This window comes from Prosthecobacter sp. SYSU 5D2 (genome assembly GCF_039655865.1).
In the GTDB taxonomy this organism is placed as follows: Bacteria; Verrucomicrobiota; Verrucomicrobiia; order Verrucomicrobiales; family Verrucomicrobiaceae; genus Prosthecobacter.
Genome location: NZ_JBBYXL010000009.1, coordinates 106336 through 124196 on the forward strand (window position 1 = coordinate 106336; position 17861 = coordinate 124196).

The window sequence follows — 17861 nt, forward strand, 5'->3', positions numbered from 1 at the left end:
CCCTTCAGCGAGGCGGGGTTCTGTGTCTTATCTCTGTGCACTCTGTGTCATCTGTGGTTCGGTTTTGGGCAGACTGGGCTATACGCACCTGTGGTTTTTGGGGTGTGCTTCTCAGACCCTGATTAACCACAGATAACACAGATCAGAAACCCATGAGGAGGCTGTTTCTGTATCTTATATCTGTGCTCTCTGTGTCATCTGTGGTTCAGTTTTGGGCGGGTGCATGCGCCCTCAAATGACGCTCAGATCTTCGGCACGTCCAGCCACTTGCGCTGCGCCCAGCTTTGGAGGCCGAGTTCGGCGAGCTGCACGCCTTTGGCGCCTTCTCTGAGCGTCCAGCGGAAGGGGGTGTCCAGGGCGACGTGTTTGATGAAGAGCTCCCACTGGATTTTGAAGGCGTTGTCGTACTCTGCCGTGTCGGGCACTTCCTGCCAGTGGTCATAATGATTGATGGGGCTGTCCACATCCGGATTCCAGACGGGCTTGGGCGTGCCGGCCATGGACTGGAACCAGCACTTGCGCAGGCCAACCATGGCGGAGCCGTGGGTGCCGTCCACCTGCAGGGTCAGCAGGTCATCGCGGCGCACGCGGACGTTCCAGGAGCTGTTGAACTGGCAGACGACATCGTCAGCGGTTTCAAAAGTGGCGTAGCAGCTGTCATCGGTGTCACAGGCATAGGTCTGGCCTTTTTCATCCACCCGCTGCGGGATGTGCGTGGCGCCCAGGCAGGAGACGGCCTTGACCTCGCCGAACAAATTATCAATCACGTATCGCCAGTGGCAGAGCATGTCCACGATGATGCCGCCACCGTCGGCCTTGCGATAGTTCCATGACGGGCGCTGGGCGGGCTGGCCCTCATGCTCACCGGTGAAGACCCAGTAGCCGAACTCGCCGCGCACGCTGAGGATGCGGCCAAAGAACCCCTGGGACTTCAGCAGCGCCAGTTTGCGCAGACCGGGGAGCCAGAGCTTGTCCTGCACCACGCCGTTTTTGATGCCGGCTTTTTCACACACTTCGGCCAGGCGCAGAGCCTCGGCGGTTTCCACGGCGGTGGGTTTTTCACAGTAGATGGCCTTGCCCGCAGCAGCGGCCATCTCCACAAACCGGGCGCGATGAAGGGTGCCGGAGGCGTCAAAGAAAATGGGATATGCGGCATCGGCGAGCACGGCTTCCAGGTCGGTGCTGGTCTTCAGCGGGCCGGTTTTTTCGCAGCTGTGCTTTTCCGCCAGGGCCTTCAGCTTGCTGGCGCTGCGGCCGGTGAGGATGGGATCCGGCATAAGCGTTAGGTCATCGGAAACCTTGATGCCGCCCTGGCGAATGATGGCCAGGATGGACCGGACGAGGTGCTGGTTGGTGCCCATGCGGCCGGTGACGCCGTTGAGGATGATGCCGATGCGTTGGATGCTCATGATGGTGACGGTGAGGGTCTCCTGAAACAGGATGGTTGAAGTTGGGTGCGGCGGTTTGAATGCCGCTTGCTTTTATATATCATATATGATATATGGCAAGTAGCTTTTCTTATCCTGCCCCTTCCCTTTTCCTTTCCGCATGTCCAAATCCATCGCCTCATCTGCGGCCGCCGCCAGCCCTCTGGCTGCGGCCATCCCGACCAAACAGCGGGCGGTATATGAGGCGCTGCGCACCGAGATCATGAGCGGCCAGTTGCAGCCCGGAGAGGTGCTGGTGATTGATGCGCTGGCGAAGCGGTTCCAGGTCAGCATCATTCCCGTCCGCGAAGCATTGCGGCAGTTGCAGTCCGAGCGCCTGGTGGAGATCCGCGCACACACAGGCGTGCGGGTGACGCCGGTGGATGTGTCCGCTTTGACCGAAATTTTCGCCCTGCTGGCGGCATTGGAAACAGCCTCTGCTATTCACGCATTGCCCCATTTAACAGAGGTGCATTTGCAGGAGCTGGAGGTCATGCTGAAGCAACTGGAAACTGCGGCTGCCAATGGTGACACCGCCGGCTTTGAGCAGGCCAACCGGCATTTTCATCTCCTGCCCTGCCGCATCGCCGGTTTCACCCGCGCAGAGCAGGGGCTGCAATCCATCCTGGCCGAATGGGAAAGGCTGCATCGTCTGGCTTTCATCGGCACCCGGCCGCCGAGCCAGGAGCAGGCCAACAAAGACCACCGCGCCATCGTCCGGGCCTTCCGCCAAAAGGACGCGGAAAAACTCAGCCAGTTGATCCACCGTCACAACACCTCAGCGCTGCGGCATTATCAGAAGCTAATGGCGTGAGGATGGATCATATGAGCACTTAATAAAGGTTTTGCTTATCTATCCTCGTTTGACGGGAGGATGGCCGCCTTTTAACCTCTGAGTCCCCACCTCCAGAGACATCCCCCATTGTCTCATCCGTCCCGTTCCAAAGGCATCACCATGCCTTGTAACAACCCTGCCGCCGTTCCATGAACTCTTTCCTACCAGCCATGCGCCCATTAAAGAACCTTCTCATTCTTCCCGTGATTGCAGGAAGCCTGCTGATGAATCTTCATGCGGCTGACTTTTTTTGGGATGCAGATGCCGCCATGGATGGAAGTCAAAATGGCAGTGGTGAATGGAGCAGTGCGGGCAGCCCGCTGAACTGGACTGCAGCCCCAGCCCTGACAGGCAGCAGCAATGTGCCATGGGTGAATGCCACTGACAGCATTGCCCACCTGGGCGCAGCGGACGGCTACACCAATGCGGGCACCGGCGGCAGCCTGACGCTGGGGGAAAACATCACGCTGAACCAGTTGCGCATGGGGGCACAGGCGGGGGCCTACAGCATTCTTCCGGGCGCTGGCAGTCATGGGCTGATTTTCAGCGGTACGGCTCCGGTTTTGCACAATGAATCCGCTGCGGACCTGACGCTCCAGGCAGGCTGGCAGGCGGCGGGCGGGCTGGTCAAAACAGGCAGCGGGCGCGTCATTCTGTCCGCTCCGGCAGGTGGCAGCACCGGCACTGGCAGCCTGGCCATCCATGAAGGCGGCGTCACGCTGAATGCAGCGGATACGCTTCCCACCGGCATGGCACTCGTTTTGGGAAATGAGAATACCGCCGGCACACTGGACGTGGGTTTTGACCAGACGGCGGCGGGGCTCTCCTTTCAGAGCCGCAGCAGCGGAGCCACCAATTCGGTGACCATCGCCGAGGGCGTCACATTGACCGTCAACGGCGCGCTGATCACCGGCATTGTGGACGGCACCGCTGCCGGTGGCAGCACCCTGGCGACGATGCAGGGTGGCGGCAATCTGGTGGTGAACCATGCCACCGGGAGTTTCATTGTCTCCAGCGGGGCCAAGGCGGGCGGGAGCACCGATTTCAACACCCTGGATCTGGCCGGTCTAACCAGTTTTACAGCGAATGTGAACCGCTTTGACGTGGGCCGCTCCACCAATGCAACCGGCAGCTTTCAGGCTGGCCGCCCATCCTCCACACTCACGCTCGCAGCCAGCAACAGCATCACGGCAGGCACCCTGGTCATCGGTGCCAACAGCCAGACCACGCTTTCAAGTTTCATGAACCTGGGCCAGGAAAACATCCTCCATACGGACCGTCTCGTCCTGGGTGTTGGCAGGGCCAGTGCCACCCTCCGGTTTGGCGACGGCCTCAGCAATCCCACGCTCATCCTGCGCGGCACTGAAGGCGGAAGCAGCCGCAGCAGTGTGACCTTGGGAGATTCCCGCAATATCACGGCCGTGGGCAGTACTGGCGGGAGCAGCCAGCCCAATGGCATCGTCAACCTCACGGATGGAACCGTGGACCTGATGATGGACACCCTCACCATCGCCGTTGGCGGCACAGACAGCGGCTCCTTCAATGGCGGCACTTATGGCCGGGGCCTGGGCACCTTCAGCTTTGGCGGAGAGGACAGCCTCTTAGATGTGAACTCCCTCATCATCGCCAAAGCGGCCAATTCCAATACCAACGCCCTCAACACTCCGGACACCTACCTGACGACCATCGGCACCCTCAACATGAGCGGAGGCAGCCTGATCGTGAACACGCGCTTTGTACTGGGCCTCAGTGAGGATGGCGCCACTGGCAATCATCAGGACAGCAGCGGCACCTTCAACCTCACGGGCGGCAGCGTCATCGTCGGCACGGCAGACGCCCCAGTGGACATCGAACTGGGCGATCATGACAGCGACGGCGGAGGCACCGGCATCGGGGTGCTGAATCTGACTGGCGGCAGCATGAGCGTCTTTGGCAACATCCGCCGCGGCAGCACCGGCCTCACCAACGGCAGCCTCACCCTGGACGGAACCTCCCTCAATCTCAATGGCGGCAGCATCGGCGATGCAGCACAGCCGGTGACCCTGAGCCTGCAAAGCGGTGCACTCGCCAATGTCGGCGAAATCAATGGCGGCGGCGCTTTGACCAAAACCGGCACCGGCACCCTGACGCTCAGCGGCAGCAATACCTACACCGGGCTCACGGTGGTGAACGAAGGACGCCTGCTGGTCAGCAGCGCCACCGCCATGCAGTCCACAAGCGGCCTCACGGTGGGCGGCAGCGGCACGTTTGACTTTGTGACCGGCAGCGGCGGCAGCCTCACCCTGCCCGCCCTGACGCTGAACAACGGTGCCTCGCTCGGCATGGAGATGGGCAGCAGCACAGGCTCTCTCATCATCAACCCGGCAGCCGTCGTCAGCACGGATGCGGCGGCGGTGGTGAACATCCGCCTGCACCCCATCAACGGCCAGGCCACGCCTGCAAGCTCCACGCTCATCAGCGCCCCCGGTGGCGGGCTCACCAGCAACGGAACCACTTATACTCTGGGAGCGGTTTACAATACCACCGACTTCACCGTCACACTCCAGGCAACGGATACGCAACTGACCGCCACGACCACTGCCGCCACTCCGCTGGCAAACGCTTATTGGTTCGGCGGATTCGCAGGCGACAATGACGCCTGGGCCGCCTCCGACGGCAGCACCCAGAGCAACTGGGTAATGAATGCCGACGGCACCGGCAGCACCGGCCTGGTGCCCGGGGCGGGAACGAATGTGTTCTTTTCCGCCACCGGCGGCAGCCTGCCCGCCACGACTGAGCTGGGAGCCAGCATGGACATCTTGAGCCTAACCATCAATACCGCCACGGCGCTGACGCTGAACTCTCCCGACCACCGCCTGACCATCCATGGAAATGCGGCCATCACCGTCGCTGACGGTGCCGGAGCTGTGACGTTGAATACCATGCTGGACCTGGAAGGAACCGCCCCCGTCATCAGCGTGGACAACACCGGCGGGCTTACCCTGGCAGGAGAAATTTCCGGTAGCGGCGGCCTCACCAAAACCGGCACCGGCACGCTCACCCTGGGTGCCAGCGTAAATTTGTATTCCGGTCGCACCAGCGTGCTCGGCGGCACCCTCGCCATCGGCAGTGAAGCGGCGCTGGGCGGCACCGGGGAGAACCTGGTGACGGATTACCTCCTTATCGATGGCGGCACGCTGCGGGCCATGGAATCCTTTGCCCTCGCCGATGCCAAACGCGGTATCACCCTGGGCAGCAATGGCGGGGGGATCGAGGTGGATGCCGGGAAAACACTGCAAATCCCAAATGGCCTTACCGGCCCGGGCGGCCTAACCAAAAGCGGCGATGGCACCCTGGAACTCAGCGCCGTCAATACCTACACGGGCATCACTTATCTAAACGCAGGCACCCTGGCCCTGCTGGGCGGGAATAATCGCCTGCCCGCCAATGCCCGACTGGATGCCGGCGGTAGCAGCACCCTGGACCTGGGCGGCAACAGCCAAAGTCTCTCCCTGCTCCAGTTCACCACTGGCGTGGCTCCCACATTATTTAACATCACCGGAAACGGCGGATCTCTGACAGTCAACAATAGCGGCACAGCCACCAGCTTTACATCCACCGACCAAACCCGCCCGCTGACGGTGGACATGAGCGGCCTGTCCAGCTTCACTCACAACGGTGGCACGCAGACCTTGCGTGTGGGACTGACTGGCAGCGGACACTCTGCCCAGGGGGCTACCGCCGTGGTGACCGTGACTCTGGCACAGACAAACACCATCACCGCCGGCTCATTCCTGATGGGAGACCAAGTCGGGGCTTCCGGCGGCGGTCTCAGCAGCTTGTATCTGGGGCAGACAAACACCCTCAATTTCAGCAGCATCGCTATGGCATCCTCACGCTCCAGTGCGCTGTTGACCTTTGCCCCAGGGCTTATTGACCCGACCGTCAAAATCCGTGGCAACAATGGCACAGCAGCCCTGGGCACCTGGAACATGGGAGCCATCGGCAATTTCACCAACAACGTTTGGACCTCCACAGCAGACTTCTCAGCCGGCAGTCTGGACGCCCTCATCACCACCCTGACCGTAGGCCGCGCCAGCGGTCGTGCAGGCACGATGAACTCCACTTTCATCATGGGCGCGGGCACACTCGTGGTCACCAATCTGAACCTCGGCCAGACCGCAGGGGCGAATGATACCTCCGGCACCCCACCGGTCCCCGTGGCCCGGACACGTGAGGTCAACAGCCTGTTTGAGCTAAACGGCCCGGGCACCGTCACCGTGACCAACCTGATGCTGGCAGACAACACCGCCACCTCCACCTTGGGCAGCACCAGCGCCAACGGCAGCCTGCTGATGCGCGGCGGCACTTTCAATGTGGGCGCGGGCGGCATCAACATGGTGACCAACATCAATACGGACATCCATACCGCGCATGGCACGCTGGACCTCCGGGGCGGCACGCTTTCTGTCGGCGGCAACATTTTCAAGAACCCCACCGGCGCAGGCCCTGCCCTGGCCACGCTGATCCTCAACGGCGGCACGCTGAACCTGAATGGAAACAGCATCGGCACGGCAGCGCGGCCGCTGGATGTCATCACGCTGCAAGCCGGTGTGCTGGAAAACGTCAGCGAAATCAACGGCGGCGGCTCCATCACCAAAAGCGGCAGCAGCACGGACATCCTGCGGCTGACCGGCACCCACACTTACAGCGGCAGCACCACCGTCACAGGCGGCAGCCTGTTCATCAATGGCAGCCACACGGGCGGCGGTGCTTACACGGTGCAAACCGGGGCCACGCTCGGCGGCAGCGGCAGCCTGGCGCTGGCCAGCGGTGCCGGTGTCAGCCTTGACGCAGGGGCCACCCTGTCCGTCGGCGATGGCACCCTGGGCGGGCAGACGCTGCAGCTTGAAACAGCCGGTCTGGGCCAGGTCAGCTTTACCGACAGCTCCAGCACCCTCACACTGGATCTCTTCAGCCGGCCAAGTCCCGACGTCGCCGCTTTCCTGGATGAGTCTGCCAGCTCTGACCTCCTGGTCGTGGATGGTGGCATCGCGCTGAATGAAGCCCGGCTTGTCATCGCCGATCCTAACGGCATCGCCAGCACCTTTGCCTATGAAGACACCTGGCGCATCTTTGACTGGAGCAATGTCAGCAACCTGGACCTGGGGACTGGCAGCAATGTTTTCACCATTGACCCGCTGCTGGACCTGCCCGCACTCTCCAACGGCCACTTCTGGGACCTGAGCGACCTTTACATCGGCGGCACCATCACCGTCGTGCCGGAACCTGGCCGTGCAGGCCTGCTGCTCATAGCCCTCGGTTTTGCTTTCTTCCGCCGTCGCCGCAGATAGTGTCCGTGCACTGCCATCCAACTGCTTCCCGTCCTTCTCCACAAGGACACTTCCCTTTTCTATGAACCGCCGCCATTTTCTCGCCACCGCCCTTGCCGCCACACTGTCCCCCATCGCCGCCCAGACCGGCCGCGCACCGCGCATCATCCTGCGCTCCTCCTGGCAGACGGTGAACATTGGCGACATCGCCCACACACCCGGCGTGCTCGCCCTTTTGGAAAAGCACCTGCCTGAGGTGGAAGTGCGCCTGTGGCCCAGCAAAGTGGACAACGGCGTGGATGAGATGCTGATGAAGCGCTTCCCCAAGCTCATCATCCTGAAAAGAGAAGAGCTCAATCAGGCCTTCGAAGAATGTGATTTCCTGCTCCACGGTTCCGGCCCTTCTCTGGTCGCGCAGAAGGACGTGGTGAAATGGAGCGAGGCCACCGGCAAGCCCTACGGCGTCTATGGCATCACCGTCGGTGCCCCGGGTGCTTCCGCCACCCAACCTGATCCTGACAGCGCCATCGCCAAGACCGTGGACGTGCTCAGCGGTGCCCGGTTTGTCTTCTTCCGCGACACCGTCTCCATGGCTCTGGTGAAGAGCCTCGGCTGCACCAGCCCCATCATGGAGTTCGGCCCCGATGGCGCTTTCGCCACCGATCTGCGCGATGATGAAAAGGCCCTCGCTTTCCTCAACGAGCACGGTTTGGAAGAGGGCAAATTCCTCTGCTGCATCGGCCGCTACCGCATCACGCCCTACTGGAAAATGAAGCCGGGCTACAAATATGATGAAGCCAAGCATGCCCGCAATATGGAGATGCGTGAGCATGACCTGGGCCCGCTCCGCCAGGCCATCATCGAGGTGGTGAAGCAGACTGAAATGAAGGTCCTCCTCTGCCCCGAGGACTCCAGCCAAATGGAGATCAACAAAGAGAACTTCTATGACAAGCTGCCGGAAGATGTGAAGGCCAAGGTCGTGTGGAAGTCCACCTACTGGCTCACGGGCGAGGCCCTCAGCACCTATGTGCGCAGCGCCGGCCTCTTTGGTGCAGAGATGCACAGCCCCATCATGTGCATCGGCAACGGCATCCCCGCCATCGTCTGCCGCTGGACGGAGCAGACCAGCAAAGGCCTCATGTGGCGCGACATCGGCCTCGGCGAATGGCTCTTCAACATGGATGAAGAGTCCGAGATCCCCGGCATCGTCCCCGCCGTCGTCGCCATGGCCAAAGACCCCGCCGCCGCCAAAGCCAAAGCCCTCAAAGGCCAGGCCGTGGTGCATGAGCGCCAGCGCCTGACCATGGAGATCGTCGGCAAGAGCGCGAAGGCGGCGATGGGCTGATTGGGGTAGCGACCCGACCCAAGGAGCGGGACTTGCCAAGTCCCGGCTTCATTCCTCAAGCACCGTCAAAGAAGAGCGGTGATGCGCTCTGCGCTTTCACACGCACACCGGGACGCTTTGCGGCTTCGGCGTCCGGGATACCGGGACTTGGCAAGTCCCGCTCCTTGCGCAGCCGCCCCGCTCAACCATCTGGGGCGCTCTTCTTTGTCTCTTTTTTCTCGTCAGTCAGCCGTTGCTTGACCTTCATAATGCGGTCCACCAAGTCCGGAATTGTTTTGGTTTGCAGGATCCCGGAGACCTCTTCCCGCGTCATGGGCGGGTAAGGCATGGTTTCCACCGGCACCGGTTTGACGAAGGCTATGTTCCACCAAAAGCATGCAGCCCATACAAACGCCCCAAGATAAAATGCCGTTCCAAGCAGCATCAAAAACTTATGCCAGGCGGAGCAGCCCCACCTGTCCCGAAGTTTCTGGCGATATTTGCCGCTGAAGATTGCCATGCCTGCAAGGAACAAAAAAACCAGCCCATACCAGGTGGCATAAAAAACCATCGTCACGATGGCAATCGCTGCGAGGCAAAGAAGCGCAATGAGGTCCTCCATTCTGTCCCCTTACCATGCCCGCCTTCAACTTTTTGTCCAGAAGCCCCACATTCCACCCGCACTTGCACTTTCCCCCATCCCGGACGAACTAGGCGGTCCGATTCTTCACCTGTGAAACTGCACTACCACCTCATCGCCCAGATCATCAGCTCCCTGCGGGACGTCTTTGTGGACCGTCGTTATGCCGACAAGGTGGTGGAGTATGCCTTCAAACGCCACCCGAAGTGGGGCAGCCGGGACCGCAAGCTCTTCGCCGAGGCGGTTTATGAAATCGTCCGCCACTGGCGCTGGTACTGGTATCTGGCTGGCCAGCCGGATGCCGAGCACACCCAGCGGGAGGCCATCACCCCGGAGCGGCTCTGGCACGTCTGGGCCGCCTACTGGATCATGGCCGAAAACGACCTGCCCTTCTTCGATGAAGTGGGCGCCGTCCGGCGCGGTTACATCATCGAGCGCTCCAAAGCCGAAGTGCCTGAGGCCATCCGCGCCTCCATTCCCGACTGGATGGATGCGCGCCTGAGCCGCGAACTGGGTGCCGCCTGGCCCGCCATTCGCGAAACCCTCAATACCCCCGCCTCTGTGTATCTGCGGGTAAATACGCTCAAGACCGAGCGCCGCAGCCTCAAGACCCGCCTCGCCCAGGAAGGTTTCATCACGGACGGTCTCAAGGACATCCCCACCGTCCTGCATCTGCGCCAGCGGTACAATGTCTTTGGCATGGCCGCATTTAAAGAAGGACTCTTTGAAGTCCAGGACGCCTCCTCCCAGCGCGTGGCTCCTTTCCTTCAGGTCGAGCCTGGGATGAAGGTGGTGGATGCCTGTGCCGGGGCCGGTGGCAAGACGCTTCATATCGCCGCGCTCATGCAGAACAAGGGCAAGATCATCGCCCTGGACGTGCATGACTGGAAACTGGCCGAGCTACGCAAACGCGCCGCCCGCGCCGGTGTGGACGTGGCCGAGACCCGGGTCATCGAAGGCACCAAGACCCTCAAGCGCCTCGCTGGATATGCCGACCGCCTTTTGCTGGACGTGCCCTGCTCCGGCCTGGGCGTCCTGCGCCGCAATCCTGATGCGAAATGGAAACTCAGTAACGAGGAGATTGATCGCCTCATTATCGAGCAGCAGGACATCCTCACCCGCTACAGCGCATTGGTGAAGCCAGGCGGCAAAATGGTCTATGCCACCTGCTCCATTCTCCCGGGTGAAAATGAAGACCAGGTGCAAAAGTTCCTCTCCACCCATGGCGACCAATGGACGCTGGAGGAAGAGATGAAAATCAACCCCGCCGAAACGGGCCACGACGGTTTCTACGCCGCCCGCCTCCTTCGCAAGAAAGAGGAGCCTGCCGCCCCTGCAGCAGCAGCCGCCGCCACCGCTGAAACGGTCCCCGCGATTGTCGAGAAAGCAGTCCTGCCGCCCGCAGGCCCGGCCTTGGAGGAGCCCACCGCACCACCGCCAGCCTCTACTGCGGAAGAAGCTTGAGTTCCCTGCTGAAATCACCGCAGAATCGCCCCGGTCATCACGTTAATTGTCTCCTTCCATGAAAGCCATCTTCCTCCCGCTTCTCGCCCTCGGTGCCATTGCCGCCTTTGCCTTCGCTGCCGATCCCGCTTCCGCACCGCCGCTGAAGGTCCTCATGATCACCGGCGGCTGCTGCCACGATTACGAGAACCAGAAGATGATCCTGGCGGAAGGCCTCAGCGCCCGTGCCAATGTGGAATTCACCATCGTCCATGAAGAAGGACCGGCTGGCAAAAAGGACAAGACCCACAAGATCAGCATTTATGAAAAGGAAGACTGGGCCAAAGGCTACGATGTGATCCTTCACAACGAATGCTTCGGCGGCATCACTGATGACGCCTTTGTCAACCGCATCGCCAAGGCCCATCATGACGGCGTGCCTGCCGTGATGCTGCACTGCTCCACCCACAGCTATCGCGCCGCCACCACGGATGAATGGCGCAAGTGCATCGGCCAGACGTCCATGAGCCACGAAAAGAACCGTGACCTTCTGGTCAAAAACGTCGCCCCAGAGCATCCCGTCATGAAGGGCTTCCCCATGGAGTGGAACAACCCCAAGGATGAGCTTTATAAGAACGACAAGCTCTGGGAAAACTTCGTCCCCCTGGCCAAGGCCTTCGGTGAAGACACCCAAAAGGACCACTTCCTCGTCTGGGTGAACACATACGGAAAAGGCAAGGTCTTCGGCACCACCATGGGCCATGGCAACGATACCATGAGCTCCCCCGTCTTCCTGGACCTCGTCGCCCGCGGTCTCCTCTGGTCGGCTGACAAGCTCACCGACGAAGGCAAGCCTGCCGCCGGTTACGAGTCCAAGCAGAAGTAAGCCGTAACCATGATGGCCCGCCGCGCGCCTGGGCGGCAAGGGCCTAAGCCGCCGCGAAGGCCCGGATTTTCATTGCGCAAGCCCCACCTAAATTGAACGCGGATTACCGTGCCTTCGCTCCCCGCTCGTCTTTTTCGACGACGCCGTCGCGCAGGCGGATGATGCGGGTGCAACGCTCCACCATGCGCTCGTCATGGGTGACGAAGACGAGGGTTTTCCCCTGCTGGTTCAGTTCGTCAAAGAGGGCCAGGATCTCCTGGCCGGACTTGGAATCCAGGTTTCCGGTGGCCTCATCGGCCAGGATCATCAGCGGGCTATTGGACAGGGCGCGGGCGATGGCCACACGCTGCTGCTGGCCGCCGGACAGCTCATTAGGCTTGTGATAAAGGCGGTGGCCCAGGCCCACCTGGGTGGCCAGCTTTTCGGCCACCTGGCGCATGTGCGCATCATCGGCACCTCCATAGTACATGGGGACGGAGATATTCTCCACCACGGTGAGCTGCTGGATGAGGTTGTAGCTCTGGAAGATGAACCCGAGGTTCCGGTTCCGCGCGGCGGAGAGGTCATCATCATTGAGTGTGGCCACATTCTCCCCGCCCAGGAAGTAATCTCCGCTGGTGGGCTGGTCCAGGCAGCCGAGGACATTGAGCAGGGTGGACTTGCCACAGCCGGAGGGCCCCATGATGCAGACGTACTCACCGGGGTGGATGTCAAAGGACACCCCCTGGAGCACGTGGCTCAGGACATCGCCCATCTGGTAAGACTTGCGGATGTCCCGCAGGCTGATGATCGGCTCAGACATGGGGCTTACTTGACGATGGCCACATCCTTCGGCTTGGGCTTGCCCTGGCCTTTAGGTTTGGCCGGGGCCACGACTTCTTCCTCAGCCATGCCGGGGGCGGCAGGTCCGGAGGCGCCGTTTTCAGGAATCAGCTTTTTCGGCAGTGACAGGGCCACCATCTCCCCCAGGTTCAGGCCGTCGCGCACTTCGATGAATTCATCATTGAAGAGGCCCGTCTTCACGGAGCGGCGCTCCAGCGCACCACCGGCGGTGACATAGCAGTAGTGGTTGTCGTTCTCCACTTCGATGCTCTGGACGGGCACAAACATGACATCGGCAAGCTGGTTCACCAGAATCTCCGCCTTGGCGTTCATGCCGGGTTTCATCCACGGATGCGTGCCCAGGATGTGGACGGAGGCGGGATAGACTTTTAAATTGGGTGTGTAACGGCTGCTGCTGGAATCTGGCAGCACGGCCAGTTCCGCCACACGGCCTTCCAGGACGACGCCAGGCTCGGCATCCACCTTGATGAGCACCGGCTGGCCGATGCGGACCTTTTTCACCTGGGATTCGTGGATGTTCACATGCACGCCCATCTGGGACATGTTGGGGATGGTGAGCACCGTCTGGCGGAAGCGCACGCTGACGCCTTCCTCAATGGACTCATTGTACCGGGAGGAGGCGCTGGCATTCAGGTTGCCGTAAGCGACGAGGCCGGGCTGCACGGCCCGCATCATGCAGGCCTTGAGCTGGCGCTCGAGATCCTCTTTTTTGGCCAGCTCCATTTCATAGCGGCGCTTGGCGGTGGTGAAGCGGGTCTCCGCCTGGGCCATCTTGGAGCGGTTGGCGCGGACGGTGCGCTGCAGCTTGGTCAGGCTCTCACGGTAGCCGGAGAGGAGCTGGGCGCACATTTTGGAGAATGCGTATTTTTTGAACAGGGCCAGCTCCGTCTCTGCGGTCTTCACGGCCAGGGACACTTTTTCAAAGTTCACCTGGTCATTTTCAAGCTGGGTCTTGGAGATGAAATCGCGTGCAGCCAGGCGCTGGGAGGCTTCCACCTTCTGCTTGGACACGGCCATTTCAGATTTCCGCAGAAGCAGCTCGTCCTCCAGCTTGCGCAGCATCTGCTGGGCCTCGCCATCACCGCCGGTCTCCCCTTCCAGGAAGGGTGAGAAGTCAATGCGGTCAGAGGCGGACTTGCCGATGGTCTGCTTGAGAAGGTCGCCTTCCTCAGATTTGGCGGCCCCGACCGTGCTGACGTCCGTCCCAGCTTCAAGCTGCGCATTGGCCTGGGATTCCAGGGTATCCGCAAATTTGTCAAACTCCTCGGCATCTTTGGGAAGCTGGCTGACGGCGAGGATCTTGTCAGTGAGCTTGCTGCCGAGGTATTTTTCAAAGTCCATCAGGGCAAAGATGGCCGTTTCCTTCATGTCGCGGACCAGGCTCTGGTTTTCACTGCGCTGGATCTCACGCCCTTCATCGGCATCAATGTAGGCGGCAACGGTGCTCTGAAACTGGATTTCATGGTCCTGGATGCGGCTCTTCAGATCCGTGTTATCCAGCTCAACAAGCACCTTTCCTTCCTTCACATCCTCCTCGGTGACCATGTAGCCTTCCGGGATGATGCTGAGGATCTTGGTCGGAGTTTCGATCTCGGACTTCAGCTCCAGGTTCTGCAGGGCACGGATCTCCCCGCCCTGGAGGACGTTGATGGAAAGAGCGCCTTTCTGCACGGTGAAGGTAGGCAGGTCCTCCCCCTGGCTGGCAGAGCCAGACATGAAATAGCTGCCTGCCGCGATGACCGCCACAGCCGCCCCTCCATAGATCCAGATTTTTGACTTCCCCTTTTTCATGACTCTCCCTTCGGTTTTTCTTTGTTCAATACGTCCACCCACGTGCCGTCTTTCTCGATATATAAGACGCCCATGTCACTCCAGAGCTGCAAGCGGGCGATGACGTGATCAATCAGGGTGGAGACAACAAGGTCACGGGCGACGATGAGACGGTCCTGGGATTCCACGATGTCACGTGCGGTCCCCTGCCCTTCCTCCATCAGCGCCTCTTCGATCTCCAGACGTTTTTGAGACAGGGCGAGGCCCTTCTGCGCCAGGTCATACTGCTTCCGCGCCACCTGCAGTCCGCGCCAGTCACTGCGGATGGTGCTGCGCAGCTCCTCCTCCGCCAGCTCCAGCTCCCGCTGCGCCCTCTGCTCGGCGATCTGGGCAGAGCGCAGGAAATTGCGCTCCGGCTTGGTGTTCAAGTTCAGGTCCACATCCAGCCCGGCGGAATAACGCCGCTGGCTGGGATTCAGCTCCAGGCCGGGGTTGTTGGTCGGCGTGCCGATCTGGTAGCTGGTCAGCGCATTCAGGGTGGGCAGCGTGTTTTGATGGGCTATTTTGACCCGGCGGCTGGTGTCCTGCACGCGGTCACGCTCATTATAAATGTCCAGCCGGGTGATGAGGGCGGTGTCCAGCACCTGGTCCAGAGTGCCATGGGGATCAATGACCTGGAGCTTGTCCAGCTCGTTCTTGGCCAGCACAATGCGCTCGTTCACCGGGAGGCCAAGGGAGATTTTCAGGTTGTCGAGCTGCTCTTCGTAATTGCGGATGGCATTGATCCAGTTGCGCTCATAGGTGATCTGGCCCTGCTCAATCTGCTTGAGGCCGGACTGGGAGCGCAGGTTGGCCGCGGCCAGGGCAGTTTCACGTTCAATGGAAACCAGGGCCGCCTTGTAGGCGATGAAGCGGTTGCGCGCCGCCTCACGGGCCTGCACCACGCGGAAATACTGCGTGGCGATGCTGACGGTGAAGTCCTTCCGGTACTGGGTGAAGTCCCGGATGGCATACAGCACATCCCGTTCATCCTGGCGCAGCGGCTCCGTGGTGGCCAGCACACCGGCTCCGCGCAGGAGCGGCTGGCTCAGGGAGACGGCCGCGCGGGAGTCGCTAAAATTACGCACGCCGCCAGTGAAGAAGCGGGTGAAGTCCGTGGTCAGGTCCATGGCCACCCGTGCGCCGGTCTTCATCAGGTAGTCAAAGGCCAGGCCGCCATCCGAGGTCAGTGTGGAGGTGCGGACAAAGTTGTTCACCCCGGACTGCACCTGCGTTTCTGTAAAGGCTCCGCCGCCGCCGCCATCTACAATGGGGCCGAACTGCTGGCGGGTCAGGGTGAGATCCAGTGCGCTGAGGTAAACCAGCTCCTTGCGGGCCAGGTAGGCGCGGTTGCGGTGCACGGCAAAATCCAGCGCATCCGGCAGGCTGACCACGCGCGCGCCTTTTTCAATATAAGCCCGGTCTCCCAGGAAATCGGCGGTCTCGGCGCTTTTGATCAGTGTATCCAGCCTCACCGGCGGCGGCGGCGTGATGCTGAGCAGCGTGTCATCCTGCGATCCTTCCACGAACTGTGACTTTTTCCCGATGATGCCAAACACCTCCCCGTCCGCCCACTTTTTGTAGAAACCCTGCGAACAGCCGGACAGCAGACACACACTCACCATGGCAACGGCACACTGGGGGCGGGAAAAAATGCTGTGGAATAAGGCTGTTTGCATCATGAGGATCGAATCCGTTACGTAAGGTTGTGCAACGGACGGAGGTTGGGGGGGCTGACAAAACGCTCCCACATGCCTCCATCTATCAACGGATGTTAATAAGCATACAGCCGGTGTTTTCTTCAAAATCTCTTTAGCCTGGCCCGCCGTCCTCTTTTTTTCCGCAACTTCCCACCCCATCCTCGCGTTCAACCGCGCCCGCCGGTCTTTCAAATACCCGTTGCCACCCCAGACCGAGGCCTTACACTCACTCTCATGGAGGAACCGCTCCCAAAAGAAATCACCGAAGAAATGATCAAGGAGGCGTCCGGCTCACCGCCGACACGCAAAACCCTGATCGAGCGACTGGACAACTGGAGCGACTGGGCAAGCTGGGATGAATTTTACCGCACCTACTCCGGGTTTGTCTTTCATGTGGCCCGCAAGTCCGGCCTCAGTGATGATGAAGCGGGGGATGTGGTGCAGGAAACCTTCATCGGCGTGGCTAAAAACCTGCAGAAGAAGAAGTTCGACACCAGCCTCGGCTCCTTCAAATCCTTCCTGCTGAACCAGGCGCGGTGGCGCATCCTGGACCAGTTTCGCCGCCGCAAAAAACAGCAGAGTCGCGAGGCCAATCTGTACGCGGATGAGACGGATGACCGCCGCACGGCCCCCATTGACCGCTGCGCGGACCCGAATGGCATGACGCTGGAAAAACTCTGGGACAAGGAATGGCAGGATAAGGTGATGGACATCGCCCTGCGCCGCGTGAAGGCCCTCGTCTCCCCCCGGCAGTACCAGATTTTCTCCTGCTATGTCTTGAAAGGCTGGAGCCCGGAGCGGGTGAAAAAAGAACTGGGCGTGAATGCTGCCCAGGTCTATCTGGCCAAGCACCGCGTGGGCCGCATCCTGAAACGCGAAGCGGCGAAACTGGCCGCTGAAGAGGACGAATAAGCGCAGAAAGGCGGACCGGTAGCCGATTCAAGCAGCCGTCACCAAAAAAAATCCCCTCCCTCGTGGCAGTCACCAAGGGAGGGGATGATGAGCGGCATTAAGCCAGGGATTTGAAGGCTCAGACAGCCACGCTGTCCCGAAGGTTGCGCACCTTATCATGGGCGGCTTTCACTTCAGCGGCCTGCTTTTGGACGATGGCCCGGATGTTGGACGGCAGGTCCTCCTCTTCCAGCGCCTTGCGGTAGGCGGCGACTGCGACGTCTTCGCCGCGCTCGCACTCGGCCAGGACCGCGTGCTCATCCTTGCTCATCAGAGCGGCTTTCAGGTCAATCCAGCCGCGATGAACCGCGCCGGCGACGGAGCCGCTGTCAGCAGGATCGTGGTCACCCAGGGAGATGACCGCCTCCTGGAGTTCACCGGCAAACTGGGAACGCTGGAGGGAGTATTTGCTGAACAGGGTTTTGAGTTCTGAAGATCCGATGTCCTCGGATGCGGCACGGAAGCCTTCCTGGCCGTCCTTCAGGGTTTCGATAAGATTATTGAGGGTAGAGATAGTGCTCATGGCACTGACAGTTCGAAAGCCCGCGCTGCAATGAGCGTGTCAAATTGAGCAGAGGCGGTGAACTTTTTTCTGAGGCCGTGTATGGCCGGGTGGTTTGCCAGGATCTGGGAAGCACGGCCCTGGCACGGCTGGCTCCTTGTTGAAGTCCGACCACCTAACAAAAGGCGT

12 protein-coding genes are annotated in these 17861 nt (G+C 60.8%); 6 read left to right on the top strand and 6 right to left on the bottom strand.

Annotated features, from left to right (window positions below):
* Positions 1 to 242: 242 nt before the first annotated feature.
* Positions 243 to 1409 (bottom strand): Gfo/Idh/MocA family oxidoreductase, encoded by a 1167-nt coding sequence (locus WJU23_RS16400; RefSeq protein ID WP_346333686.1) that lies wholly within the window; start codon positions 1407 to 1409, stop codon positions 243 to 245.
* 139 nt (positions 1410 to 1548) lie between these two features.
* Here WJU23_RS16400 and WJU23_RS16405 point away from each other — a divergent pair, with 139 nt between their 5' ends.
* From WJU23_RS16405 to WJU23_RS16415, 3 genes are all read left to right on the top strand, one after another.
* Positions 1549 to 2241, top strand: a complete 693-nt coding sequence (locus WJU23_RS16405; RefSeq protein ID WP_346333687.1) for a GntR family transcriptional regulator — start codon at positions 1549 to 1551, stop codon at positions 2239 to 2241.
* 191 nt (positions 2242 to 2432) lie between these two features.
* Positions 2433 to 7595, top strand: a complete 5163-nt coding sequence (locus tag WJU23_RS16410; RefSeq protein ID WP_346333688.1) for an autotransporter-associated beta strand repeat-containing protein — start codon at positions 2433 to 2435, stop codon at positions 7593 to 7595.
* 61 nt (positions 7596 to 7656) lie between these two features.
* On the top strand, positions 7657 to 8919 hold the full coding sequence (locus tag WJU23_RS16415) for a polysaccharide pyruvyl transferase family protein (RefSeq protein WP_346333689.1): 1263 nt from the start codon (positions 7657 to 7659) through the stop codon (positions 8917 to 8919).
* A gap of 181 nt (positions 8920 to 9100) precedes the next feature.
* Here WJU23_RS16415 and WJU23_RS16420 read toward each other — a convergent pair whose 3' ends face one another.
* The gene (locus WJU23_RS16420) at positions 9101 to 9520 is read right to left on the bottom strand and encodes a hypothetical protein (protein ID WP_346333690.1); all 420 of its coding nucleotides are present in this window, start codon (positions 9518 to 9520) and stop codon (positions 9101 to 9103) included.
* A gap of 111 nt (positions 9521 to 9631) precedes the next feature.
* Between WJU23_RS16420 and WJU23_RS16425 the strand changes: the two genes are divergently transcribed.
* Complete coding sequence (locus WJU23_RS16425; protein ID WP_346333691.1) at positions 9632 to 11002, top strand: class I SAM-dependent methyltransferase; 1371 nt, start codon at positions 9632 to 9634, stop codon at positions 11000 to 11002.
* A gap of 58 nt (positions 11003 to 11060) precedes the next feature.
* On the top strand, positions 11061 to 11867 hold the full coding sequence (locus WJU23_RS16430; RefSeq protein ID WP_346333692.1) for a ThuA domain-containing protein: 807 nt from the start codon (positions 11061 to 11063) through the stop codon (positions 11865 to 11867).
* A 103-nt stretch (positions 11868 to 11970) separates the two neighbouring features.
* On the opposite strand, the gene WJU23_RS16435 is transcribed toward WJU23_RS16430, so the two are convergent.
* The 3 genes from WJU23_RS16435 to WJU23_RS16445 are packed head-to-tail and all read right to left on the bottom strand — an operon-like array spanning position 11971 to position 16201.
* A complete protein-coding gene (locus WJU23_RS16435) occupies positions 11971 to 12669 on the bottom strand; it encodes an ABC transporter ATP-binding protein (RefSeq protein ID WP_346333693.1) in 699 nt (232 codons plus the stop codon).
* A gap of 5 nt (positions 12670 to 12674) precedes the next feature.
* Entirely contained in the window at positions 12675 to 14501 is a 1827-nt protein-coding gene (locus tag WJU23_RS16440) for an efflux RND transporter periplasmic adaptor subunit (RefSeq protein WP_346333694.1), read from the bottom strand.
* Complete coding sequence (locus tag WJU23_RS16445; protein ID WP_346333695.1) at positions 14498 to 16201, bottom strand: TolC family protein; 1704 nt, start codon at positions 16199 to 16201, stop codon at positions 14498 to 14500. The genes WJU23_RS16440 and WJU23_RS16445 overlap by 4 nt, the downstream gene beginning before the upstream one ends.
* Before the next feature lie 252 nt (positions 16202 to 16453).
* Here WJU23_RS16445 and WJU23_RS16450 point away from each other — a divergent pair, with 252 nt between their 5' ends.
* Complete coding sequence (locus tag WJU23_RS16450; RefSeq protein ID WP_346333696.1) at positions 16454 to 17131, top strand: sigma-70 family RNA polymerase sigma factor; 678 nt, start codon at positions 16454 to 16456, stop codon at positions 17129 to 17131.
* A gap of 118 nt (positions 17132 to 17249) precedes the next feature.
* Here the strand turns inward: WJU23_RS16450 and WJU23_RS16455 are convergent, their stop codons facing one another.
* A complete protein-coding gene (locus tag WJU23_RS16455) occupies positions 17250 to 17693 on the bottom strand; it encodes a PA2169 family four-helix-bundle protein (RefSeq protein ID WP_346333697.1) in 444 nt (147 codons plus the stop codon).
* Between the last annotated feature and the right edge of the window lie 168 nt (positions 17694 to 17861).